This window comes from Aeromonas sp. 5HA1 (assembly GCF_029237245.1).
In the GTDB taxonomy this organism is placed as follows: Bacteria; Pseudomonadota; Gammaproteobacteria; order Enterobacterales; family Aeromonadaceae; genus Aeromonas; species Aeromonas salmonicida.
On sequence record NZ_JAACFW010000008.1, the window covers coordinates 1 to 25076 of the forward strand.

Annotated in this window: 20 protein-coding genes, 1 rRNA gene and 2 pseudogenes; 11 read left to right on the plus strand and 12 right to left on the minus strand. The window is 58.3% G+C overall.

Features of this window, described 5'->3' with window-relative positions; translation table 11 throughout:
- Window positions 1-104: ribosomal RNA gene (locus tag GWQ27_RS08915) — 16S ribosomal RNA — on the minus strand; the annotation flags it as partial.
- A gap of 606 nt (window positions 105-710) precedes the next feature.
- On the opposite strand from GWQ27_RS08915, the gene rapA reads away from it, so the two are divergent.
- Entirely contained in the window at window positions 711-3578 is a 2868-nt protein-coding gene (rapA, locus tag GWQ27_RS08920) for an RNA polymerase-associated protein RapA (RefSeq protein WP_256687436.1), read from the plus strand.
- Between the two features lie 273 nt (window positions 3579-3851).
- Window positions 3852-4508 carry a bifunctional tRNA pseudouridine(32) synthase/23S rRNA pseudouridine(746) synthase RluA gene (gene rluA / locus GWQ27_RS08925; protein WP_159165457.1) on the plus strand — a complete coding sequence of 219 codons (657 nt, stop codon included), beginning with the start codon at window positions 3852-3854 and terminating at the stop codon, window positions 4506-4508.
- Window positions 4509-4580: 72 nt separating this feature from the next.
- Here rluA and GWQ27_RS08930 read toward each other — a convergent pair whose 3' ends face one another.
- From GWQ27_RS08930 to GWQ27_RS08950, 5 genes are all read right to left on the minus strand, one after another.
- A complete protein-coding gene (locus tag GWQ27_RS08930; RefSeq protein ID WP_021140099.1) occupies window positions 4581-4769 on the minus strand; it encodes a hypothetical protein in 189 nt (62 codons plus the stop codon).
- Window positions 4770-4827: 58 nt separating this feature from the next.
- A complete protein-coding gene (locus tag GWQ27_RS08935; RefSeq protein WP_275907170.1) occupies window positions 4828-6759 on the minus strand; it encodes a GGDEF domain-containing phosphodiesterase in 1932 nt (643 codons plus the stop codon).
- A 23-nt stretch (window positions 6760-6782) separates the two neighbouring features.
- Window positions 6783-7280 carry a hypothetical protein gene (locus GWQ27_RS08940; RefSeq protein ID WP_005318977.1) on the minus strand — a complete coding sequence of 166 codons (498 nt, stop codon included), beginning with the start codon at window positions 7278-7280 and terminating at the stop codon, window positions 6783-6785.
- 95 nt (window positions 7281-7375) lie between these two features.
- Window positions 7376-9010 carry a chaperonin GroEL gene (gene groL / locus GWQ27_RS08945; RefSeq protein WP_005318975.1) on the minus strand — a complete coding sequence of 545 codons (1635 nt, stop codon included), beginning with the start codon at window positions 9008-9010 and terminating at the stop codon, window positions 7376-7378.
- Between the two features lie 41 nt (window positions 9011-9051).
- Window positions 9052-9345: a co-chaperone GroES gene (locus tag GWQ27_RS08950; protein ID WP_005318973.1), complete on the minus strand. Its 294-nt coding sequence runs from the start codon at window positions 9343-9345 to the stop codon at window positions 9052-9054.
- 216 nt (window positions 9346-9561) lie between these two features.
- On the opposite strand from GWQ27_RS08950, the gene GWQ27_RS08955 reads away from it, so the two are divergent.
- Window positions 9562-10932 (plus strand): MATE family efflux transporter, encoded by a 1371-nt coding sequence (locus tag GWQ27_RS08955; RefSeq protein ID WP_219592962.1) that lies wholly within the window; start codon window positions 9562-9564, stop codon window positions 10930-10932.
- A gap of 24 nt (window positions 10933-10956) precedes the next feature.
- Here GWQ27_RS08955 and GWQ27_RS08960 read toward each other — a convergent pair whose 3' ends face one another.
- Complete coding sequence (locus tag GWQ27_RS08960) at window positions 10957-11433, minus strand: FxsA family protein (protein WP_219592963.1); 477 nt, start codon at window positions 11431-11433, stop codon at window positions 10957-10959.
- 450 nt (window positions 11434-11883) lie between these two features.
- Between GWQ27_RS08960 and aspA the strand changes: the two genes are divergently transcribed.
- From aspA to GWQ27_RS08975, 3 genes are all read left to right on the plus strand, one after another.
- Window positions 11884-13326, plus strand: a complete 1443-nt coding sequence (aspA, locus tag GWQ27_RS08965; protein WP_021140094.1) for an aspartate ammonia-lyase — start codon at window positions 11884-11886, stop codon at window positions 13324-13326.
- Window positions 13327-13453: 127 nt separating this feature from the next.
- Window positions 13454-14773, plus strand: a complete 1320-nt coding sequence (locus GWQ27_RS08970) for an anaerobic C4-dicarboxylate transporter (RefSeq protein ID WP_021140093.1) — start codon at window positions 13454-13456, stop codon at window positions 14771-14773.
- A gap of 200 nt (window positions 14774-14973) precedes the next feature.
- Complete coding sequence (locus tag GWQ27_RS08975) at window positions 14974-16059, plus strand: porin (protein ID WP_058395192.1); 1086 nt, start codon at window positions 14974-14976, stop codon at window positions 16057-16059.
- Window positions 16060-16121: 62 nt separating this feature from the next.
- Here GWQ27_RS08975 and mdtH read toward each other — a convergent pair whose 3' ends face one another.
- Window positions 16122-17315 (minus strand): multidrug efflux MFS transporter MdtH, encoded by a 1194-nt coding sequence (gene mdtH / locus GWQ27_RS08980; RefSeq protein WP_059113493.1) that lies wholly within the window; start codon window positions 17313-17315, stop codon window positions 16122-16124.
- 209 nt (window positions 17316-17524) lie between these two features.
- Here mdtH and GWQ27_RS08985 point away from each other — a divergent pair, with 209 nt between their 5' ends.
- Window positions 17525-18424: a LysR family transcriptional regulator gene (locus tag GWQ27_RS08985; protein ID WP_021140090.1), complete on the plus strand. Its 900-nt coding sequence runs from the start codon at window positions 17525-17527 to the stop codon at window positions 18422-18424.
- Between the two features lie 50 nt (window positions 18425-18474).
- On the opposite strand, the gene GWQ27_RS08990 is transcribed toward GWQ27_RS08985, so the two are convergent.
- Complete coding sequence (locus GWQ27_RS08990; RefSeq protein WP_275907171.1) at window positions 18475-20241, minus strand: M4 family metallopeptidase; 1767 nt, start codon at window positions 20239-20241, stop codon at window positions 18475-18477.
- A gap of 351 nt (window positions 20242-20592) precedes the next feature.
- On the opposite strand from GWQ27_RS08990, the gene GWQ27_RS08995 reads away from it, so the two are divergent.
- The 4 genes and pseudogenes from GWQ27_RS08995 to GWQ27_RS09010 form a co-directional block, all read left to right on the plus strand.
- Window positions 20593-21147 (plus strand): GNAT family protein, encoded by a 555-nt coding sequence (locus GWQ27_RS08995; protein ID WP_005318955.1) that lies wholly within the window; start codon window positions 20593-20595, stop codon window positions 21145-21147.
- A gap of 64 nt (window positions 21148-21211) precedes the next feature.
- Complete coding sequence (locus GWQ27_RS09000; RefSeq protein WP_099994269.1) at window positions 21212-21763, plus strand: GNAT family N-acetyltransferase; 552 nt, start codon at window positions 21212-21214, stop codon at window positions 21761-21763.
- A gap of 37 nt (window positions 21764-21800) precedes the next feature.
- Window positions 21801-21923, plus strand: a pseudogene (locus GWQ27_RS09005) (30S ribosomal protein S5 alanine N-acetyltransferase); the annotation flags it as partial.
- Window positions 21924-21941: 18 nt separating this feature from the next.
- Window positions 21942-22073 (plus strand): annotated as a pseudogene (locus GWQ27_RS09010) (30S ribosomal protein S5 alanine N-acetyltransferase); the annotation flags it as partial.
- Between the two features lie 49 nt (window positions 22074-22122).
- Here the strand turns inward: GWQ27_RS09010 and GWQ27_RS09015 are convergent.
- The 3 genes from GWQ27_RS09015 to GWQ27_RS09025 all read right to left on the minus strand — a co-directional run bounded on the left by GWQ27_RS09015 (window position 22123) and on the right by GWQ27_RS09025 (window position 24999).
- Window positions 22123-22368, minus strand: a complete 246-nt coding sequence (locus GWQ27_RS09015) for a hypothetical protein (RefSeq protein ID WP_005318949.1) — start codon at window positions 22366-22368, stop codon at window positions 22123-22125.
- Window positions 22369-22678: 310 nt separating this feature from the next.
- Window positions 22679-23728: an oxidoreductase gene (locus GWQ27_RS09020; protein WP_219597784.1), complete on the minus strand. Its 1050-nt coding sequence runs from the start codon at window positions 23726-23728 to the stop codon at window positions 22679-22681.
- A 107-nt stretch (window positions 23729-23835) separates the two neighbouring features.
- Window positions 23836-24999 carry a multidrug effflux MFS transporter gene (locus tag GWQ27_RS09025; RefSeq protein ID WP_021140085.1) on the minus strand — a complete coding sequence of 388 codons (1164 nt, stop codon included), beginning with the start codon at window positions 24997-24999 and terminating at the stop codon, window positions 23836-23838.
- Window positions 25000-25076 lie beyond the last annotated feature (77 nt).

The window sequence follows — 25076 nt, forward strand, 5'->3', positions numbered from 1 at the left end:
CTCGCCGGCAAAAGTAGCAAGCTACTTTCCCGCTGCCGCTCGACTTGCATGTGTTAGGCCTGCCGCCAGCGTTCAATCTGAGCCATGATCAAACTCTTCAATTTAAGTTTGGTTTGCGTTCATTCATTACCGAGGCAATGAACTTCAGCGGCTCAATGAATTGCTGAAATAAACTGTTCGGCTTGTTATTGCTAACAAGTCGTTTTGGTCACTTCACCAGACATTGAAAATCAACAAAATTGTTTGATGTTCGATGCTGTGAGTGCCCACACAGATTGCTTGATTCAAATTGTTAAAGAGCGACGCAACAGTGTGTTGCTGCGGGAGTGGAATTCTACTCAACCGCCTTCTCGAGTCAAGCCTTATTTTCAAAGGCTTTTCGAGGTTATCGACTTGGCTTTCTGCGTTGCCGCTTGCCCTGTCGATGTGGCGCATTATAGGGATCTGGATCACGCTTGCAAGGGGCGTTTCGAATTAAATTCGAATTATTATCTCAACAGCTCATCAATTCACCAAAAAGACTGTTTATCCCGCAACAACACACTCATATGACGACATATGCCTATCTTCAATGATGTCTTGGCAGCGATAGATCAAACTTGTAGCGAATTGGCACCGCCCACTTCTATATGCATGGTGATCGAGGTCACGCCTTCGGGTAACATAGCGCCCCTTTGCGATTCACACACTCTTGGGCTTTGGAGAGTTTAATGCCTTTTGCACTTGGCCAGCGTTGGATTAGTGATACAGAGACGGATCTGGGGTTGGGGACTGTCGTTGCTGTTGAAGGACGCATGGTTACCCTGTTGTTTCCGGCTACCGGTGAAAACCGCATGTATGCCAAAGAAGAGGCGCCGGTAACCCGGGTCAGCTTCAATGTGGGCGATCAGATCGCCACTCACGAAGACTGGACCATGACGGTCGAAGAAGTGCAGGAAAAAGACGGTCTGCTTATATATGTAGGTGTACGCACCGACAATGATGAGCCCGTTGCCCTCAAGGAAGTGTTTCTCAGCAACTTTATCAAATTCAACAAGCCGCAGGATCGCCTGTTCGCCGGTCAGATTGACCGTATGTCCCGCTTTACTCTGCGTTACGAAGCGCTGATCAACCAGCATAAACGTCGCCTTAACCCGACTCGCGGTCTGGCCGGTGGCCGGGTCAGCCTGATCCCGCACCAGCTTTATATCGCCCATGAAGTGGGACACCGCTATGCTCCGCGCGTACTGCTGGCCGATGAAGTGGGCCTGGGCAAGACCATCGAAGCGGGCATGATCATCCATCAGCAACTGCTCTCCGGTCGCGCCCATCGCGTGCTCATACTGCTGCCCGAGACTCTCCAGCACCAGTGGCTGGTCGAGATGCTGCGCCGCTTCAACCTGCACTTCTCCCTGTTTGACGAGGAGCGATGCATCGAGGCCTTCGCCGACGCGGAGAACCCCTTCGAGACCGAGCAGCTGGTGATCTGCAGTCTCGACTTCCTGCGCAAGAAGCGTCGTCGTTTCGAGCAGGTGCTGGAAGCCGAGTGGGATCTGCTGGTTGTCGACGAGGCGCATCATCTTGAGTGGAGCATCGATGCCCCAAGCCGCGCCTACGAAATGGTGGAAGCGCTGGCCGAACAAGTGCCGGGTGTGCTGCTGCTGACCGCCACCCCGGATCAGTTGGGCCACCAGAGCCACTTTGCCCGTCTGCGCCTGCTCGACCCGGAGCGCTTCTACGATTACGAGGCCTTCCTCGCCGAGGAGCAAGCTTACGGCAAGGTCGCCAGCGCGGCGCAAGAACTGCTGGATGGCGAGACCCTGAGCGATGAAGCCAGGCAGATCCTTGCCAGCCAGCTGGAAGGGCTGGATATGAGCGATGCTGCTGCCCGCCAACAAGCGGTCGCCAAGCTGCTGGATCAGCACGGCACCGGCCGGGTGCTGTTCCGCAACAGCCGCGCCAATATTCAGGGTTTCCCCGAACGCCACCTCAATGTCTACCCCATGCCACTGCCGGAGCAGTACAAGACTGCTATCAAGGTGATGGGCATGATGGGTGGCAATGGCGGCGATCTGCAGACCCGCGCCCTGCGCTATCTCTATCCAGAGAAGATCTTCCAGCAGTTCGAAGGGGAAAACGCTACCTGGACCCAGTTCGATCCCCGCGTCGACTGGTTGCTGGAGCTGCTGCTCTCTGCTCGCCAGCAAAAGGTGCTGGTGATCTGCTCCGAAGCGGCCACCGCCATAGCACTGGAAGAGGCGCTGCGCACCCGTGAAGGGATCCGCGGCACTGTATTCCATGAAGGGATGTCCATCCTCGAGCGGGATAAGGCCTCTGCCTATTTTGCGCAAGAGGATGGTGGCGCCCAGGTGCTGCTCTGCTCCGAGATTGGTTCAGAAGGTCGCAACTTCCAGTTTGCCAGTCATCTGGTGCTGTTCGATCTGCCCCTCAATCCGGATCTGCTGGAACAGCGCATCGGTCGTCTGGACCGTATCGGTCAGCAGAATACCGTCGAGATCCACGTTCCTTATCTGGAAGGGACTGCCCAGCGCGCCCTGCAGCTCTGGTATCACGATGGTCTGGATGCGTTCGAGCAGACCTGCCCGACTGCCCGCCCGGTATTCGAAGCTGTGCGTGACGAGCTGTTCGAGCTGCTGGCCGCCAACACCGGCGAGCAGGCGACCCTCGACGCCCTGCTGATCAAGACCCGCGAGCTGCACGAGCCGCTCAAAGCCAGACTGGAGCAGGGTCGCGATCGCCTGCTGGAGATCCACTCCAGCGGTGGCGCTGCAGCCCAGCAACTGGTTGACAAGCTGGCCGCCGAAGATGATGACACAGGCATGGTCTCCTTCGCCCTCAAGATGTTCGACGAGATCGGCGTCAATCAGGATGACAGAGGCGAGAACGCGCTGGTGCTGACCCCGGGGGATCACATGCTGGTATCCAGCTTCCCGGGCCTGCCGCAGGATGGCATGACCATCACTTTCGATCGCCCGACCGCCCTGTCACGGGATGACATGGCGCTGCTCTCCTGGGATCACCCCATGATGCGCGGCGGTATAGACCTCATTCTGGGCTCCGAGATCGGCGCAACGTCTGTGGCCCTGCTCAAGAACAAGGCGCTGCCCATCGGCTCCATCCTGCTTGAGCTGATCTTCGTCGCCGAGTCTGCGGCCCATCCCCAGCTCTACCGCTTTATGCCGCCGACACCGATCCGCCTGCTGATGGACAAGAACGGTCAGAATCTGGGCGAGAAGGTGGCATTCGATGCCTTCAACCGCCAGCTGACCCCGGTCAACCGTCACCTTGGCAGCAAGCTGGTCACCGCCTCCCAGCCGGTGATCCACGGTCTGATTGGCAAGGGCCAGGTCATTGCCGAAGAGCTGAAAGCCGGGATTGTCGACAAGGCCCGTGCCCGGATGGCACAGACCCTGCAGCAGGATCTCGATCGTCTGGAAGCGCTCAAGGCAGTCAATCCGAACGTGCGTGACAGCGAACTGGATTATCTGCGCAATCTGCAGGCAGAATTGCACCACCTGATCGATCAGACCCAACTCAAGCTGGATGCAATCCGCTTTATCGTGGTCACCCATAACTGACGCGGCAATGAAGAGACATGACCTGATCCGGCTCAGGCTGGATGCCATGCACTTTATTATCGTGGTCATCCATAACTGGCGCGGCAATGAAGAGACATGACCTGATCCGGCTCAGGCTGGATGCCATGCACTTTATTGTCGTGGTCATCCATAACTGACAAGGCAGTGAAGAGGCATGACCGGCTCCGGCTCACGCGGGATCCCATGCCCTTTATGATTGTGGTTACCCATAACTGATGGGGGCTTGCCCCCACCTTTTGATGCGAGACATTTATGTTTGAATACTCACCGCCTCTGGAACCCTGGCTCGATATCCTGTTTAAGGACAAGGACATCATGGTGGTCAACAAGCCCACCGGCCTGCTGAGCGTCCCCGGGCGCGGCCCCGAGAATGAAGACAGCGTCCTGCATCGGGTGAAGCAGCAACACCCCAAGGCGGCGGCAGCCCATCGCCTCGACATGTCCACCACTGGCGTCATTGTCATACCCCTCACCCCCAATTCTCATCGGGAGCTGAGTCGGCAATTTCGCGAGCGGGAGACCGAGAAGCACTACCTCGCCTGGGTGTGGGGCGAGCCAGAAGCAGACTCGGGTCAGGTCGACCTGCCGCTCTGCGTCGACTGGCCCAACCGCCCGAAACAGAAGGTGGATTTTGAGGAGGGACGCCACGCCCTGACCCTGTGGGAAAAACTGAAGGTGGAGAACGGCAACAGCCTGATCAAGCTGACCCCCATCACGGGTCGCTCCCACCAGCTGCGCGTCCATATGCTGGAGCTGGGGCACCCCATTCTGGGTGACAACCTCTATGCCCATCCGGATGCACTGGCGGCCGCCCCCCATCTCTACCTCCATGCGGCCATGCTGACCATCAGCCACCCCCGCAGTGGCGAGCGGATGACCTTCGAGGCGCCAGCTCCCTTCCCGCTCTGATCCGAAGGGATGCGAAGCAAATCGCAGATATAAAAAAGCCCCCATCGCGAGATGGGGGCTTTTTCATTAGGGTCAGACGCGAATATCGATCTTGCTTCCCAGCGAGCCGCTGGCCGATGTCGGTGCAACCGGCGCGGATTGGGCTGCATTTTGCAACAGCTTCAGCGCAGCTTCGCCCTCTTGAGTCTGCTGTTTTTTGGCCAGACTGGCCGTCATCAACGCAGAACCAAACGACGCATTAGCAGAACTAGATATATCCATGGTGTACCTCCTGCCCTAAGACTATCGGCCATCTTGCGCCAAACATGAACTGTTTTGGCTAAATTAAATACGCCTTACCCGGCTGGCTCCGCTTTAACCACGCCTCCTCCATCTCCAGAAGAGTCTGATATATCTTCTCGGCCTGCTCGGGGCGACTGAACAGATAACCTTGTCCATACAGATGCATATCCGTGAGTGTACGCAAAACATCGAGCTGCGCCTGGGTTTCAATCCCTTCGCACACCAGACTCTTGCCCAGCATGGAACCCATACGGCAAATGTTGGCGACCAATTCAGATGCTTCTATCGAGGTATCGATCCCCTGGATAAAGGAGCGATCGATCTTTACCTTGCTGACCGGCAGTTTCTGCAGATAGCTGAGAGATGAGTAGCCGGTACCGAAATCATCCAGCGCCAACTGCACCCCTTGTTGATTCAGATCCTGCATCAGCTGCAGGGAATTCTTCACCTCGCGCATTGTGGTGTCTTCCGTCACCTCCAACACCAGGCTGGCGGCCGGGATATGGTGATCCATCAACGCCTTGGCGACCAGTTTCAACAAATTGCGCTGGTACATGCCAGGCGAGATATTCACGCACATTTGCAAGTCGACCAGCCCGAGCTGCTGCCACTGATAGAGTTGCTCACAGGCGGTGTTCAGCACCCAGCTGCCCAGTTTCTCGGCCAGCTGGAACTCTTCCGCCACCTGGATCACCTCGTTGGGTGGAATGAACCCCAACTCAGGATGCCGCCAGCGCAGCAGCGCTTCGACTGCCTCACAGCGACCGCTTTCAAGATTGACTATGGGCTGGTAATACAGTTCGAGTGCGTTGTGCTCCAGCGCCATGATCATGTCGCTTGCCAGATGCTTGCGCCGCGCCGTTTCATTGAGCAGCGAGTTGTCATAGATGACATAAGGGACATGGGTCTTGCGACTGTGGAACAGCGCCTGCTCGGCCCGACTGAGCAGCTCCTGGGTCAGTTTGCTGTCCATCGGGAAGAAGGCGATACCTATCCCCACCTCCAACCGGAAGGGGTAGTTGTCGATAATGATGTCCTGCTTGAGCGCATGAAGCAGGCGTACAACAAGCTCTCTCACCTGCCGCAGGTCACTGCTCTCGCGCTGAATAATGGCAAACTGATCTCCACCCAGACGCGCCACCCACTCACCGTTTTCACACAGGCTGCGAACCCGCTTTGCCATCTCCTGCAGCAAAAAGTCGCCGGTGTTGTAACCAAACTTGCTGTTGATATCCCGAAAATCGTTGATATCAACCAGTACCAAACCAAATGGTATCTCCTTGGTTGCGTACGATTCCATCTTCTCCAGCAACGCCAGCCGATTGACCAGTCCGGTCAGGGGGTCGACTCTTGCAGCCCGGAAATGGCGGCGCGCCTCGCGGATCAGCAGGCCACTGAGCAACATCACGGACAACACCAGACCGGAAACCATAAACAGCAAGGCGTTGCGCAGCTGGCCAAAGCGCTTGTCATTACCGGAATAGACATTGATGTTCTTTTGCATCACAGAGGCGAGGGAGTAGGAGAGAGGTTCTTGCAGAGGGGCCAATCGCATCATGATTTGCTGATACTCTGGCGTGCCCGACTTCAGATTGGTGATGTTGGACTCCATCTCGCGGATGTTGCTTTCAATCAGCTGCACCAGACGCAGGGTCTTTTGCTTGTCTTTCATGCTCTGGCGCAACTGCCCGCTGAGCAGGATTGGCGTGCGGCTCCAGAGGATGTCGTAACGCAGCATCAGAGTGTCGTGATCGATGCCACCATAATGGTAGATCTCGACGGAGTTGAGGAAGCGCCCCAACTCCAGCTGCAACTGCATCAGCGCCCAGGAGACGTCATAGGTGTACTTTTCCATCACCCGGGTCGCATTCTGTATCTGCGCGAGGCAATACAGGGTACTTCCCGTAAACAACAGGATGGATAGGTAAAGAACGACAAGTAAAGGCCACGCCTTGGTCTTTGCTTTCACTCGCACTCCCGCACGCCGTTATATCAATGTTGAACGTCAACCGCATTCAACTGCCAGATCATCATGTCAGTGAACTCTGATCGTTTCAGCTCCGGATGCTGATCAAGCGGTAGGATAAACCAAAGCGGTCCCTTATTCCGTACCCGCATGGTCACACCGTCATCTTGCCAAGCCAGAATGGGATCGTATTTGCTGACCTTGTCCCAGTTGATCCGTATCTGAAAACTGTTCAGGGCTGTCAGGGTAATGGATTTGCCATCCGCTCCGACGGCAGCCAGCACATCTGCCAGCTTGGGCCCCACATACTTGTGCGGTTTGTCGACCCAGGGATTTCCCGTCACTATTTCATGCTGGGGCAAGGCCTTGAGCATGGCCAGATCGAAAGCCACCTCCCCCTCTGTTGCCTCGGCAGGCTTTACATTGCCGGTCACAGTCAAGATAACGGGACCCTGCGGCGCCTCAAGGGCCATGACCGGCATCGCCAGAGAAAACAGTAATGGAATCAAACCCAGTGCACGCATACTCACCTCAGAAAAAGTCACCAACAATAGACTCAGTTTAGTCGCCATAAAAAAAACGGCCCGCAAAAGCGAGCCGTTTGGTAACCAGGACTGAATTACATCATGCCCATGCCGCCCATGCCGCCCATGTCAGGCATGGCAGGGGTATCTTTCTTCGGCAGCTCGGTGATCATGCACTCTGTGGTGATCATCAGGCCGGCGATGGAAGAGGCGAACTGCAGAGCAGAACGGGTGACCTTGGTCGGATCCAGGATACCCATGGCCAGCATGTCACCGTACTGTTCGGTGTAAGCGTTATAGCCGAAGTTGCCTTCACCATTTTTCACGGCGTTGGCAATGACGGAAGCTTCTTCACCAGCGTTGATGACGATTTGACGCAGCGGGGCTTCCATGGCGCGCAAGGCAACCTTGATACCCACATTCTGATCTTCGTTGTCACCACGCAGGCCGGCCAGTTTGGCAGCAACGCGTACCAGCGCCACACCACCACCAGCAACAACGCCTTCTTCTACGGCAGCGCGGGTTGCGTGCAGGGCATCGTCAACACGGGCTTTCTTCTCTTTCATCTCGACTTCGGTCGCAGCACCGACCTTGATCACGGCAACGCCACCGGCTAGTTTGGCTACGCGCTCTTGCAGCTTCTCACGGTCGTAATCGGAAGAGGTCTCTTCGATCTGCTGACGGATCTGGGCCACACGACTTTCAATCAGGGCAGCATCACCCACGCCATCGATGATGGTGGTGTTCTCTTTGGTGATGACGATACGCTTGGCACGGCCCAGATCTTCCAGAGTCGCTTTTTCCAGCTCCATGCCTACTTCTTCGGAGATCACGGTACCACCGGTCAGCATGGCGATATCCTGCAGCATGGCCTTGCGACGATCACCGAAGCCCGGCGCCTTGACGGCAGCTACTTTCACAATGCCACGCATGGTGTTGACCACCAGGGTAGCCAGCGCTTCGCCTTCCACGTCTTCGGCAACGATCAGCAGCGGCTTGCCTGCTTTGGCAACGCCTTCCAGCACCGGCAGCATTTCGCGGATGTTGGATACTTTCTTGTCCACCAGCAGGATGAAGGGATCATCCAGCTCAACGGCACCGGTTTCCGGCTTGTTGACGAAGTAGGGGGAGAGGTAGCCACGGTCGAACTGCATGCCTTCTACCACAGCCAGCTCGTCGTCCAGGCCCTGACCATCTTCAACCGTGATGACGCCATCACGGCCGACTTTGTCCATGGCTTCAGCAATCAGTCTGCCCACTTTCTCGTCGGAGTTGGCGGAGATGGTGCCTACCTGAGCGATGGCGTTGTTGTCAGCGCACGGCTGGGACAGCACTTGCAGCTCGGCAACGGCGGCGATCACTGCCTTGTCGATACCGCGCTTCAGGTCCATGGGGTTCATGCCGGCAGCAACGGCCTTCAGACCTTCGTTGACGATGGCCTGAGCCAGTACGGTTGCTGTAGTGGTACCGTCACCGGCAGCATCGTTGGCCTTGGAAGCAACTTCCTTGACCATCTGGGCGCCCATGTTCTGGAACTTGTCTTCCAGTTCGATTTCACGCGCCACGGAGACGCCATCCTTGGTGATGGTCGGTGCACCGAAGGACTTGTCCAGTACCACGTTGCGGCCTTTCGGACCCAGGGTAACCTTGACGGCATCGGCCAGGATGTTTACGCCTTCCAGCATCTTGATGCGGGCTTCGTTGCCAAATTTGACTTCTTTAGCTGCCATTTTCTTCAATCCTTCAATCAATTCGCAGGGGAAAGGGTGGATTACGCTTCGACAATCGCCAGGATGTCGGTTTCAGACAGGATCAGTACATCCTGACCATCCAGCTTCTCGGTCTTCACACCGTAGCCTTCGTTGAAGATCACCTTGTCACCAACCTTGACGGCGAGGGCTTTGACATCGCCATTATCCAGAATTCGGCCAGTCCCCACGGCAAGTACTTCACCACGGGTGGACTTCTGGGCCGCAGTACCAGTCAAGACAATGCCGCCAGCGGATTTGGCTTCAGCTTCGATGCGCTTGATGATGACGCGGTCGTGCAGTGGACGAATTTTCATCGATAACTCTCCCAAAATGAGTCTCTGTGTTGCTTTGAGGAATGGCCATTCCTGGCCAAATTAGATATGCCTCTGATGTGGGGCGTTTTTGTTAACCCTTCAAGGGCAAATACAAAAAAAATATTTTCACGTACTATGAATATCTTCGATGGATCGCCCGTGTCCCGGTCAGGAAACCGGGTTTGTGCTGCCTGCAGCCAGAACTCACTTCGCCAGATGTATAGAGACGAGCTCGTGACCCGACCCAACCCCCTGCTGACCGCCCCCATGACGTCCGTGCTGCTGCGCATGACGGGCCCCATGATCCTCGGCATCATCGCCATACTGGCATTCAATCTGGTCGATACCTTCTTCATCGGCATGCTGGGCACCGAGGCACTCGCCGCCATCAGCTTCACCTTCCCGGTCACCTTCGTGGTCACCTCGCTGGCAATGGGGCTGGGGGCCGGACTCTCCGCCGTCATCGGCCATGCCCTCGGTCAGGGCAAACATGACGAAGCCGCCCGCATCACCACCGACTGCCTGTTTCTGGCCGTGGTGCTGGTTACGCTCCTCTCGCTGCTGGGAGCATGCACCATACAGCCCCTGTTTCGGCTGCTCGGCGCCAGCGATCAGCTGATCCGCCTCATCTATGACTACATGCTTATCTGGTATCTGACCGTGCCCATGCTGGTGCTGCCCATGGTGGGCAATGCCGCCATTCGGGCCACCGGGGATACCAAAACGCCCAGCCTGGTGATGACGGTGGCGGGGCTGGTGAACGGCGTGCTGGATCCCCTGCTCATTTTTGGCATAGGCCCCTTTCCCGAATGGGGGATCCGCGGGGCGGCCATCGCCACGTCGATCTCCTGGTTGATGGCCATGCTGGTCAGCCTCTACATATTGCGCCATCGGGAAGGCTTGCTGCGATGGCGCCTGTCCCCTCGCCCACAATTGCTGGCCCACTGGCGCGCCTTGCTCCACGTGGCCGTGCCGGCCTCTTTCACCAACATGCTCAACCCCCTGGCCAATGCAGTGCTGATGATCATCTTCGCCGGTCTGGGCACCGAAGTGGTGGCCGCCTACGGCGCCGCCTCCCGGGTCGAGGCACTGCTGCTCATAGTGATGATGGCGCTCTCCTCAGTGCTGGCCCCCTTCATCTCGCAAAACTGCGGGGCTGGCAATCCGGCGCGCGCCAGGGCAGCACTGCAATTTTGCATGCGCTTCGCTTTGCTGTTCCAGCTCGGCGTATACGGGCTGACCTGGTTGCTGGCACCGCTTATCGCCAATCTGTTCAGCGATCATCCGCAGGTCATTCGCCTGATTATTCTCTATCTGCATCTGGTGCCGATCGGTTACGGTTTTCAGGGCATGGTGATGCTGCTGGCCTCGGCACTCAACGGCGTCAGGGCATCGAGCATCTCGTTTCTGTTCAACGGATTGCGGCTGTTTGTCTTCTTGTTGCCAGGGGCCTGGCTGGGGGCGGAGCTGGGAGGGGAACAGGGAGTCTATCTGGGGATACTGCTGGCAAATCTGGCAGCGGGCACTCTGGCATGGTGGTATGCCCGCCACCGTTTCGAGCGATTGTGCCATCAGGGCAAACCCTGACAGGCACAGCTTCGCTACAGAGGCTTACTCTTTACGCTCGAATTCGCCTTCGATGGTGGTCCCGCCACGATTGACCTGACTCGGTTGTTCCTCGCCTGGACGCGCCTCGAATGGGGGCTGCTGGGCATGAAAACCGCCCATCTGCATCCGTAACTGATTGCTGCCAATGAGTTTGTCAGCCAGCTTGTTGCGCAGCCATGGCTGCAGCAACAGGATACCGAAGAAGTCGGTCACAAAGCCCGGGATGATCAGCAGCAAGCCGGCCAGCGCCAGCATCATGCCCCCCATCACCTCACGACCAGGCATCTCCCCTTGCTGCATTTTTTGCTGCGCATTGAGCAGGGTCTTGATGCCTTCACTGCGAACCAGCGATGACCCGAGCACGGCGGTCAGCACCAGCAAGCCTACGGTTGGCAAGGCGCCAATCACGGAGCCCACCTCGATCATCACGGTGAGCTCGAGCAGCACCAGACCGACCAACAACAGAAATAACTTGCCCATAACAACCTCAGTGCGAGTGAATTTGGATGAACCCGTGAACTCTTGCAGCAAACGCATATTTCGCTGCCAACACGCTACAAAGCCGGTTCCTGAATATTAAAGTGGGGGTCGACACCCATTTTTCAAGTGTGAAGGGTGACAGAGCGCCAGATATTCAGAAAAACCGGCATGGCAGACTGTGATTGAAGTCCTTGTTCTGTCAAAGTTAATCGCTCAATTGCAATATCTGTTTAATGACCACAAGTTATTTGAGGTTGTCTCAAATTTAGTGATCCAGGTCTAATATCAGATACCTCAATTGAGGTAATATCGACGCTAGTAATTAAGGGAGCAAAAAACGCTCCCAACTGCCCCACTCGATGTGTGGTGCTTCAGGATGAGCCGTGCGTAAGGAACTCGCGACCACTCGGTGAGGATCGTTTCCATTTATCTGATTTCTGAGGCATTACAATGAGCGACATCAAGAACGTCCGCATTGAAGAAGACCTGCTGGGCACCAAAGAAGTTTCCAATGAACTCTACTACGGCGTGCATACCCAGCGCGCAGTCGAAAACTTCAAGCTGAGCACTCAGAAGATTTCTGACGTTCCGGAATTTGTCCGCGGCATGGTGCTGACCAAGAAGGCCGCCGCCCTGGCGAACGGCGAACTGGGCACCATCCGTCCTGAAATTGCTGACAAGATCGTAGAAGCCTGCGACCTGATGCTGAACACCGGCAAATGTTTCGACCAGTTCCCGGTCGACGTTTACCAGGGTGGTGCAGGCACCTCCGTCAACATGAACACCAACGAAGTGCTGGCCAACATCGCCCTCGAGATCATGGGGCTGGAGAAGGGCCGTTACGACGTCATCAACCCCAATGACCACGTCAACAAGTGCCAATCCACCAACGACGCCTACCCTACCGGCTTCCGCGTTGCCGTGGTAAACAGCACAGACACCACACTGCATGCCCTGGAAGCACTGATCGCCGCCTTTGATGGCAAGGCCAAGGAATTCAAAAGCATCCTGAAGATGGGTCGTACCCAGCTGCAGGATGCCGTACCTATGACACTGGGTCAGGAGTTCCACGCCTTCGCCGTTACCCTGCGTGAAGAGATCAAGTCCATCAAGCGTTGCCAGGAGCTGCTGCTGGAAGTGAACCTGGGTGCAACCGCCATCGGTACCGGCCTGAACACCCCGCCCGAGTACTCGGCGCTGGCCATCAAGCGCCTGGCCGAGATCACCGGTCGTGCTTATGTTCCGGCAGAAGACCTGATCGAAGCAACCTCCGACTGCGGCGCCTATGTGATGCTGCACGGTGCCATCAAGCGTCTGGCCATGAAAATGTCCAAGATCTGTAATGACCTGCGTCTGCTCTCCTCCGGTCCGCGCACTGCACTCAAAGAGATCAACCTGCCGGAAATGCAGGCGGGTTCTTCCATCATGCCGGCCAAGGTCAACCCGGTTATCCCGGAAGTGGTCAACCAGACCTGCTTCAAGGTATTCGGTAACGATGTCACCATCACTTTCGCCGCCGAAGCTGGTCAGCTGCAGCTGAACGTCATGGAGCCTGTGATTGGTCAGGCCATGTTCGAATCCCTGAGCCTGATGGAAAAAGCCTGTATCTCCCTGCGCGAGAAGTGTGTGGAAGGGATCACCGCCAACCCGGAAATCTGCATGAACCACGTGCTGAACTCCATCGGCATCGTGACCTACCTGAACCCCTTCATCGGCCACCACGAAGGGGATATCGTCGGCAAGATCTGCGCCCAGACAGGCAAGAACGTCCGTGAGGTCGTGCTGGAACGCGGCCTGCTGACCGCCGAACAGCTGGACGAAATCCTCTCCATCGAGAACCTGATGAACCCGCAATACAAAGCCAAGCGCTACACCCGCGAAGCCACCGTATAAGCGAGAAAATGGGCCGGGTTTATCCCGGCCCATAAAGTCAGTTCCCGATCGGTCTCACCCAGTCCCATCGGGAATTGGCTTTTCTGCCAAATAAAACCTAAAAAAACTGGAAAATGGAGTGTTCGCTATGATTGTTATCGAGTTACTTGTCGTGCTCGCCGCTATCTATCTGGGTGCCCGGATAGGCAGTATCGGTATCGGCTTTGCCGGTGGTCTGGGTGTGCTGGTGCTGACCTGGGGCCTGGGGGTACAAATTCCGAGCGACCAGCTGGTCACCTTCATCCCCTGGGACGTGATCATGATCATCGCGTCCGTCATCTGTGCCATTGCCTGTATGCAACTGGCCGGTGGCATGGACTACCTGGTGTCGCTGGCAGAAAAGGCTCTGCGCAAGAATCCCAAGTACATCACCTTCGCCGCCCCCATCGTCACCTATCTGATGACAATGCTGGCTGGTACTGGTCACACCGCCTTCTCCACCCTGCCGGTAATCGCCGAAGTGGCCAAGGAGCAGGGCATTCGTCCTTCCCGTCCGCTCTCCATCGCGGTCGTCGCCTCCCAGATTGCCATCACCGCTTCCCCGATCTCCGCGGCCGTGGTTGCCTTCTCCGGCATGCTGGAGCCGTTCGGTGTCGACTACCTGACCCTGCTGGCCATCTGCATTCCGTCCACCTTCATCGCCTGTATCCTGGGCGCCTTCATTGCCAACATGATGGGCAAACCGCTGGATCAGGATGAAGTCTATCTGGAGCGTAAAGCCAAAGGGCTGATCAAACTGCGCGGCACCACCAAGCTGGAGCTGAAGCCTTACGCCAAGGTGTCTGTCTGGATTTTCATCGCCGCCATCGTGGCCGTCATGGCCTATGCCACCGCCATCTCAGGCAAAGTGGGGCTGATCACCAACCCGCCAATTCCCCGTGACGGTGCCATCATGGGCATCATGCTGGCTGCTGCTACCATCATGACCCTGGTCTGCAAACTGGACGCCACTCAAATCACCAACATGCCGACCTTCAAGTCCGGTATGTCCGCCTGTATCTGTGTACTGGGTGTGGCCTGGCTGGGCAACGTCTTCGTGAAAGGCAACATGGACACCATTCAGCTGATCGCTGGTGATCTGCTGAACCAGTACTCCTGGCTGCTGGCCGTGGTGCTGTTCTTCGCCGCCATGTTGCTCTACTCACAAGGCGCCACCACCAAGGCCCTGATGCCGGCCGCGCTGGCACTGGGTGTCAGCCCGCTGACCGCCATCGCCTCCTTCGCCGCCGTGAGTGCCCTGTTCGTGCTGCCGACCTACCCGACCCTGCTGGCAGCGGTCGAAATGGACGACACCGGCTCGACCCGGATCGGCAAGGCCGTGTTCAACCACCCCTTCTTCATCCCCGGCACCGCGACCATAGCGTTCGCCGTAGCACTGGGCTTCTTCTTTGGCGGTATGATGCTCTAATCAGCATTTAATGCCATAAAAACTCAAACGGCCCTCATTGGGCCGTTTTTTATTCCTCGTTTTTCCCTTTCTCCGCCAATTAATCCTCGACCGCTTCAGTTCCTATCAAGGTTCACAGATCTACTCTGGGCCATCGGAACAGCAACCGATCCTGCAGGACCGAGCACAGGTCCGACATTGTTTACACAGAGGAAAAAACGATGAAGAAGACAGCATTGACTATGGCCATCTCCAGCGTGCTGCTGGCTGGCGGCGCCCAAGCCGCGACCGTCTATGACCAGAACGACACCAAACTCGAGATAGGTGGCCGTGCTCAAGGCATGTACTACGGTACCGACAACAAGGATTCCGAGGGTGATCAGAGCTACTTCCGTCTGCACATTGCCGGCGAAACCAAGATCGACAACGAGCTGACCGCCTTCGGCTTTGCCGAGTACAACCTGCCGGTATCCGGTTCTGACAACGACGAACTGCGTTATGCCTTCGCCGGTATCAAGCACGATCGTTTCGGTGCCTTCAGCTATGGTCGTCAGGATGGCCTGTTCACCAAGGCGGTGAACAACTACACGGACGTACTGCCGGAATGGGGTGGTGATGGCCTGGGTAAAGACACCGAAGTATTCGGCACCGGCCGCACCAACGGTCTGGCTCAGTACATCTACACCTATCAGGGTCTGACCCTGGGTGCCCAGTTCACCGGCAACAACGATCCGCAGAACGCTGGCCGTTCCGAGATGACCGGCCCGAACAGCACCTGGAATTCAGAAGGGTCTGCTGAAGGTTTCGCCCTGTCCGCCAACTATGACTTCGACATGGGTCTGAGTCTGGGTGCAGCCTACAACCAGGCTGGCAAGACCGACGAGCAAGCTGACAACGCTGCCTTCGGTGGCGACCGCGATGCCAAGCTGTACGGTGTGGGTGCCAAGTACGAAGCCGGTGATCTCTACCTGGCCGCTACTTACTCCCACGGTGAAGACCACCTGTTCGTCAACAACGGCTACGCCGAGAAGATGGATGGCTACGAAGCCGTGGCCCAGTACACCTTCGGCAAGTTCAAGCCGTCTCTGGCCTACCTGCGTACCGATGTGAAAGACAATGCCCGCGGCATTGACGATACCGCCACCGAATATGTTTCCATCGGTGCCTGGTACAACTTCACCGACAACTTCAATGCCTATGTTGATTACAAGATCAACCTGCTGGACAACGTCAACGGTACCCACACCAACTCGCTGGGCAAGAACACCGACGACGTGGTCGCCGTGGCCCTGCAGTACAACTTCTAAGTCTTCCCTGAATTGCCTACTGTATTTTACCGGCCGCCCTGCGGCCGGTTTTTTATTGCCTGTCAGATGTTGACCCGCGCCAGACTCGGTTCACGGTGAAAGCAGTTCACCAGCAGCAACAAGGTAGTCACGCCAACCGTTCCCAACACCAGCCAGGGTAACCAGGGCTGCCCCTGGGCATTGGCGTAGTCATGCAGGGCCCCGCCCCCCACGTATCCCGTCATGCCGCCGAGCGCCAGCCCCAGCCGGCTGAATCCCATGTAACTGCCACGTGCCCCTGGCTGTGCCAACCTGGTCATGAGCGTCTCTCGCGCCGGCTCGGCGATGACGATCCCCAGATAGAAGCAGGCCAGCAATACGAAGACGGCAGGCAGCGTGGTAGCAAACGCCACCAGCCCGATCCCGGTTGTCATCAGCAGCACACCCGCCATCAGGCGATTTTCCAGCTTGAAGTGCTTCTCCCCATAGCGGGCAAGCGGATAGAGCAGCGTCAGCGAGATGGCGGTCTCCAGGGTATACATCCAGCCCACCGCCGTGGTGGTACCCGCCATCTGTTTGACCAAGATGGGGAAAATCAGCATCACCTGCACCCAGAGCGCGTAGTAGCCGCTCAGGATCAGCACCAGCCGGCAGAAGGCTTTGTCCGCCAGCACCTGGCCCAGACCGGCCCGGATAGGCGTCGGCCGCTGCGAGAGCTTGTAGGGGGGCAGGATCAGCAGGTTGCACAGGGCCGCACAGACAAACAGACCCGCCCCAAGCAGGCAGACATACTCGAAGTCGAAGTTGAGCAGCCAACTGCCAAGCAGGGCCCCCACCACGGCGCCGGCGCTCTCCAGCATCATCAGCAAGGAGATGTAACGGCCCCGCTGACGCGGGCGGGTAAACTTGATCACCAGGGCGGCACGGGGTGGATCGAACAGGCAACCGCCCAGCCCCGAGATGATGCAGGAGAGGATCAGTTCAAGCCCGCTCTGGGCATAGGCCAGACTGGCAAACCCCGCGGCCCGCAACAGCATGCCCCCCACTATGAGTGGCCGGGCACCGAACTTGTCTGCCAGCGATCCCCCCAGCACCCCCAATCCCTGCTGGGTCAGCTGGCGCAACCCCAGCGCCAGACCTACCACACCGGCCGCCCAGCCCAGCTGATCCACGAAGCGCAGACTGATCATGGGCATCACCACGAAAAATCCCAGGATCACCAAAAGGGAATCCAACGCCAAAAACCATCGCCCCAACCGCCTTGCCCGCTCCACCATGACTGCCTGATCCCTGCTTTGCTAATGACATCCAACTCGCTCGTCTCATCGCCCGGATGACACCGTCGTCAAATCGGGCAAAGGGTAACTGCAACCCTCTGACCCGACATGGCAATATGCCAATTCGCAACAATTGATACTGCTATTCTGGAAGGGCGCCAGATATAGTGGTAGCCGACAACTGGCTATATTTCATATTGGATTACGTTATGGCTATGACCCTGGATGACTTGCAATTACTACTGGATGTGGTCAATCGTGGCAGCTTCAGCAAGGCGGCAGCCATTCGTGGCTGGTCGCAACCCATGGTCAGCCAGCGGATCGCCGTACTGGAGCAGGCGCTGGGGCAGCCCCTGTTTCGCCGCCACAGACGCGGAGCTACGCCCACTCCGGCTTGCGAGCAGTTTTTGCCTGCGGCGGCAGCCGCCCTGAGTGCACTGGAAGGGGGACGCTTGGCGATGCAGGGAGCACCGGCCCTGCCGCGCATCAAGCTTTCCTGCCTGCCCTCCCTGACCACAGTGGTATTTGGCCCCCTGCTGCTGGCATTGGTAGACGAAGCGTTCGAGATCCGCTGCAACACGGATCACTCCGGCATCATAATGCAGGAACTGCTGACCGGGGAAACCGACGTCGGCTTCATCCTCAAGTGCCCCGCCATAGCCGGTATCCAGCTCGAGCTGCTCTACCGCTCCCCCATCATAGCGGTGGCCTGCGCCACCCATCCGCTGGCAGGAAGACAAGGTTTGACCCTGCAGGATATCGCCAACGAGCGGCTGGCTCCCCAGCAGTGGGGCATCGGCTGTGACGAGCTGATCCTGCAACTGCGGCTGCTGCGCCAGGTAACAAGCCCGCTGCACGCCATTCAGCCCGCCAGCGCGGCGCGGGAACTGGCGCTGGAGCACGGCTTCATCACACTGATGCCGGCACTCGCCATCAGCCGGGATCTGGAGTTTGGCCGCCTGGTCCAGCTGGATGTGGTGGACCTGCCGCCGGATCACTGGGACGTGATGATGGCCTGGCGTAGCGGCAAGCGGCCCAATCCGGCCAAGGAGCGGGTGCTGGAGGCAGCCAGAGCCCTTGCCCGGCGCTGGTCGGGCAAATCTGCATAAAAAAGCGCCGGACAAGTCCGGCGCCAAACACTCGGTCACATAGCTCAGGATCAGTAGCTTGCCTTGAGGGTCACTCCCGAGAAGGCGCTGTAACCACTCAGCTGTACATGCCAGGTACCCGCCTGGGGCGAGCTCAGGGTGCAGGTCTCTGCATTACCCCCCTTGTAAGGACGGCAGTCATAGCTGGTGCTGGTCGGAGCCGAGCCAAACTTGACGTAGAGATCCGCATCCCCGGTGCCACCACTGCTGGCGACCACCAGTTGGCTCTTGCCGGCCGGCACGTCGATAGTGAAGTTCACCTTGCCACCCTTGGCGGCGGAGAGCCCGGTCACAGGCACCCCGTTTTGCAGCACGCTGCCGCTCGGCGGCGTGGTACCGCAGGAGGCATTGACCCCGACAGTAGTAAAGGCTGCCGCCACGTCAGTCAGGCTGTAGCCCAGGTCTGTGGCCGCCCTGGTCACGCCACAGGCGCCTTGATCGAAGGTGGTATTGGCGCCCCAGTAAAGCCGGTTGGCCAGCACGAACACTTCGAATGCCTTGCGGGTGTTCCAGCCACTGGTGTTGGCCAGCAGGTAGAAGGCGCGGTTGTAGACACCCGAGCTGTGGTGAACATCCATTCCTGCCCGGTAGTCGGCAGCATGACCGATGGAGCGGCCATCCCGGGTCGGATCCTCGAAGTAGCGCAAGGAGCCGTTGCCCTTGAAGATCTGGGCGCCTACCAGCCAGTCATTGCTGCCCTTCATGAAGTTCTCGGCCGCCTCCCCCGCCATGTCGGAGAAAGCCTCGTTGATGCCACCCGACTGACCGGAATAGACCAGCCCGGAGTTCTGCTCGGTAAAACCGTGACTCACCTCATGGGCCGCCACGTCCAGACTCACCAGCGGGTAGAAGGTGGTGGCACCATCCCCGAAGGTCATCTGGCTGCCGTCCCAGAAGGCATTCTCATAGTTGCGACTGTAGTGCACCCGCATCTTCAGCTTGAAGTTGAGCGGCGCCGTGTTGTACCAGTTGCGATACATGTTGAACACTACGTTACCGAAGTAGTGGGCATCGTTGAGCGGCGAATAGGCGCCATTGATCTCCTTGACCGTATTCTCCGGGCAGGTGAACTGGTGCACGGCGCCACCCGAGGTAGCGTGATTGAGGTTGATGGTATCCACGTTCGGGCTGGTCATGCGGCAGTTGTCATCCACCAGCAGGGGGCCGAAGTCCGCGCCATAGAAGTACTTGCCGGTCTTGATGTTGCCACCCGGACCTGTGGCATCCTTGTGGTTGATCCCCTCCCAACGCTTGAGCTCGGCGCCGCTCTGGGCATCGATCATCACGAAGGGGCGGCTCGGCTCTTCACTTGCCGCCAGCCAGGAGACCAGATAGACCAGACGGGCCTGACCTGCCTCATCCTGCATCACGAACAGCTTGACCCGCTCGTTGCTGCCCTTGGCCCCGGCACGGGCCTTGCCAGCAGCGTCAGCCGGCGACAGGGCGGCGGTAGGGCTGGCCACGTCGGCATCAATCTGGCGCAACATCTGGCCGGAAACCTGGCTTATCTGCCCACCGAGAGACTGTTCGGCCACCAGCACCTGACCCCACACCGGAATGCCGCGCCAGGTTTGCTCATAGCGGACCCGCTGCTGGCCATTGGGTAACTTGACGACCCGTACCTGACGAAACTCGCCATCCCCGGCCAGAGCGCTGACACCGGCAGCGCCGCTCGGTGCCCCCTGAATACCCGCGACCTGATGCACTTCTACCTGTTCTGCAGCCAAGGCTGCGCTTCCCCAGCAGGCCAATACCACGGCCAAATACACTTTGTTCATCTCGTCTTTCCTTAGGTCGATGAAGGTTACACGCCGGATCCGTTGCCCGGCGTTCCTACACTAGTTGTCGAGATCAAAATTGCTGCCTGTCATATGTGACAGAGCAGCATGAACCCGCAGCAGGATCTGCTGTTACACCTGTTCAGTAGCGAAAACAAAACCAGAAGTAGTGAATCGCGCTGAAAAAGGGCGGAGAATGGCAAGGCCTCGAACAACCCCGCATATGGGCCCCTCCATATGGGGATAGCGGACGCAAGTGAGAGGATGAAAGTCCTTGGCGAACAAGGGGTTGATTGGCTACATTGGCTGTTTGGCGGCCAGCAAAGGCCTATTTTCGGGTGGGAGGTAAGGATGTTTTCATGGCAACTGGACGACGAGTTGGCACTGCTGTTTTTGCAGCCCGACATGGCCAGCGAACTTTTCGGCCTGTGCCGGGAGAACCGCGACTACCTCACCCAGTGGCTGCCCTGGCCCCCCTACATACAGCAGCCGGCTGACAGCGCCACCTTCATCCGCCACGCCATCGAGAAATTTGCCCGGGGCGAGGGGCTGACCACCGCCATCGAATATCAGGGGGAAGTGGTTGGCGTCATCGGCTACAACCAGATCGATCAGGCGCTGGCCAAGGTCACCATAGGCTACTGGCTGGCGGAGCGCTGGCAGGGCAACGGCATCATCACCCGCGCCTGTCAGGCATTGATCCATCACGCCTTTGAAGAGATGGGGATGGAGAAGGTCGAGATAAGCGCGGCGGTGGAGAACGAGCCGAGCCGGGCGGTGTGCGAGCGACTAGGCATGCAGCAGGAGGGGATCACACGGCGGGCCGAGCGGCTGGCAGATCGGGTGGTGGATCACGTCCACTACGGTCTGCTGCGCGATGACTGGCTAAGACAACGGGATCACTGATGGTCGCAGGTGCCCTGTCCCCAGCGGCCGGCACCAGGCTCATGAATCCACAGAGGGAACCTTGATGGCACTACCACACCTCAGCACGGCCCGCACCCGAGTCACTGTTCTGCCGCCCGAACGGGCCGACCTGATGCTGGATTTCTATCTGCGCAACCGCGCTCACCTCACCCCCTGGGAACCCAGCCGTGACGAGAGCTTCTATACCCTGAGTCACTGGCATGGTCGATTGCGCGACAGCTATGGCCAGTTCTTCAACGGCAGCGCCGTCCATCTGGTGGCGCTCGACCCCAAGGGCGAGCAGGTGATCGCCACCTGCAACTTCACCAACATCATGATGGGCATGTTCAAGGCCTGTCACCTCGGTTATGCCGTCGATAAAGCCCATGAGGGTCAGGGTCTGATGCAAGAGGTGGTCGGTGCCGGAATAGCCTATCTGTTTCGGGAACATGGCCTGCACCGCGTCATGGCAAGCTATATGCCAGCCAATCTGCGCAGCGCCGCCCTGCTCGAGCGCCTTGGCTTTGAGCGGGAGGGCTATGCCCGGGACTATCTGATGATCAATGGCCGCTGGGAGGATCATGTTCTCACCGCCCGGCTCAACCCCTCGGTCTAGCGTCATAAAGCGAGCCATATGCCAGTCAATCACCCTGCGCAGCGCCGCCCTGCTCGAGCGCCTTGGCTTTGAGCGGGAAGGCTATGCCCGGGATTACCTGATGATCAATGGCAGCTGGGAGGATCATGTTCTCACCGCCCGGCTCAACCCCTCGGTCTAGCGTCAGCGAGCCATATGCCAGTCAATCACCCTGCTCGAGCGCCTTGGCTTTGAGCGGCAAGGCTATGCCCGGGATTACCTGATGATCAATGGCCGCTGGGAGGACCACATCCTCACTTCGCGTATCAATACGGCCTGCGATCACGCATAAAAACGGGCCCGGAGTTGCCTCCGGGCCCGTCTTCAGATGAGGTGCAGGCTTAGTTGGCCTTGGCATCGCTCACTGCGGCTTCAGCCTTGGTGGCTACGTCAGCAGCAGCTTTCTCAACAGTTGCAGTCGCTTCGGAAGCAGCCTTCTCTACAGTAGCAGTGGCTTCGCTAGCGGCTTTCTCAACAGTTGCAGCAACGTCGGCGGCCGGAGTCGCAGCCGGAGCAGCGGCTTCTTCTTTCTGACCACAGGCGGTCAACATCAGACCCAGGATACCGGCTACCAGTACTTTGTTCATGTGCATACCCTCAAAAAAATATGGAGAGATGGTTCATTCAACCATCACAGTGCGTCCTTTCACCCGGTTAGAAACCCATTAGGCCGGGAGCCAAGAGGCGCGCGAAATATATCCCCATACGCGGCCAATGGAAACGAGTATCACAATGATATTTTCTCGTTGGCTAGATGAAAAGAACTACTACAACTAAAAACATTAACACAAAACACTCACCAAACTGCCGCTTCGTATAATAAATCACCAAAAATGGCACATTCACTGGCAGCAAGTGGTGATTGCATCTGGCCGAATGATACCCACGACAGAAGTATCAATCAGACAAAACCTGACAAACCAGCCGTTTCCCCTGCTGGTGGCTGTCACGGGCCAGATCCAGCAGCGCCATCACGGCCAGTGCCTCGCGGGCCGGGACGGGATTCTCTCCCTCCCCCAGGATGGCAGCGCAAACACCGCGATAGTAGGCACCGTAATCCCCTGCCTCACCGGCCACTGTCTCTTGCTGCAACTGGCCCTCCCGGATACGGCTGAGCTGACCGGGCTCATCATCCAGCCCCCAGTCGGCCGCCGGGGGCCGCTTGCCAAGTTTGAGCTGATCTTCCTGCACGTCCATGCCGAATTTGATGAAGGATCCTTCACTGCCGTGAATGACGAAGCGAGGCATGGTGGCCGACACCAGACAGCTGCCGTGCAATATCACTCTCAATTCGCCATAGCCCAGCGTCACGTGGAAGTAGTCATCGCTCAATGCACCCGGCCGCTGCAGGGCCAAGTCCGCCTGCAACCAGTCGGGCTGGCCAAACAGTTGCAGCGCCTGATCCAGAATATGAGGACCAAGATCGAACCACAGACCCGAGCCGGGGCCGCCAGCTTCGCGCCAGCGCTGGCGCACTTCGGGGCGATAGCGGTCGAAGTGGGATTCGAACTGGGCAATTTGCCCCAGGGCCCCCTCTGCCAGCAGACGGCGCACAGTAAGAAAATCCCCGTCCCAGCGCCGATTGTGGAAGATGCTGAGCAGCCGCTGCTGCTCCCCGGCCAGCTCAACCAGCGCCTTCGCCTCGGCCAGATCCAGCGCAAACGGCTTGTCGATCACCACGTGCTTGCCGGCCAGCAGCGCCTGGCGGGCAATGGGGGCATGGGTGTCGTTGGGGGTGGCGATCACCACCAGATCCACAGCGCTGTCGGCCAACACTTCTTCCAGCGAGCCAACCCGGCAACCGGGCAGATCGGCCTGCACCTTGGCCGCATCGCGGCTCACGACCCAACTGAGGGAGAGGCCCGGAGTACTGGTCAGGAAGGGGGCGTGAAAGGTCTTGCCTGCGAAGCCATAGCCCACCAGGGCGGCGTTGAGAGTCTGGCTCATCCGGTTTTCTCCACGGGTCTGTGTGTCATGAGAGTCAGGCGAGATGTCGCCTGCAAAAAGAACAGGGGGCTCATGGCCCCCTGAGTGTGCCCATCAGAGCACAGGATTTATTGCAAACACAAGCGCCGGCCCTGACGAGTCAGCAGCAACAGCAATGGCGGCAACAGCAGCCACATGTGCAGCGCCAGCTGGTTGAGCGGATCCGGCATCAACCAGCCCGTGATCCCAACCAGGGCGCCGGAGCCACTCATCTGGAACAGGCCGAGCAGGGCCGCTGCCGTACCGGCACAGTGGCCGAACGGTGCCAGTGCCATGCCGGCCGCGGCCCCCAGCACCATGGCAAAACCGATGCTGGAGAAGAACACGGGCCCCATCATGGCCAGCGGGTGGTCGATATGCTGCACCAGGGTCAGCGCCATGGCTGACAGTGTGATCACCAGCAGACCGATGCGCAGTGTGCGTCTCGGCCCGACTCTGGCGATGAAACGGGGCGCCAGGAAGCAGGCGAGGATGTTCAGCGCCGCATTGGCCGTGAACCAGTAGCTGAAACCGCTCATGTCCAGCCCCAGTTTCACCATCAACTGCACAGGGGCGGCCGTGACATAGGCCAGGATCACCGCCATCGCCAACATGCACAGACAGGCGTTGAACAGGAAGCTCGGGGAGCGCAGCACAGGGCTGTAGCGGGACCAGCTGATGAGCGGACCACTGCTGCTGGTCTCGCCCGGGCGGGTCTCCGGCATCCGCCACAGCAGCCAGCTGCCAACGATGGCCGCGTAACCTGCCATGAACCAGAAGTTGGCAGACCAGCCCGCCTTGGCGGTGAGCCAGCCACCCAGCAGCGGCGCCAGCGCAGGAATAAAGCAGATGGCGCCATTGAGATAGGAGATCATCTGGCCGCTCTTCTTGGGACCATAGCTGTCACGCACCACAGAAAAAGCGGCGACCGAGGTGGCACAAGCGCCGAAGCCTTGCAGCACCCGTGCCAGCATCAGCTCACCCAGGCTGGCGGCAAAGCCGGCCGCCAGGGCGCTCAGGCCATAGAGCAGCACACCGCCCAGGGCGATGGGCTTGCGGCCATAACGGTCGGCGAGCGGCCCCACCAGCAGCTGACCCAGCCCCATGCTGAACAGGAACCAGGTGATGGTGCCCTGCATCAGTGTCACTTCGGCACCTAGCTGCTCGGCCATCTGCGGAATGGCCGGCAGGTAGATGTCGATGGCCAGCGGACTGAACAGCACCAGTAGTACAAGCAGAAGAATCAATGGCATCAGTCACCTCATGGCTTACGGAAAATCGATTGGGGCGCGAGTCTACTGACTCACAGTAATGAATTGAAATGGTATTT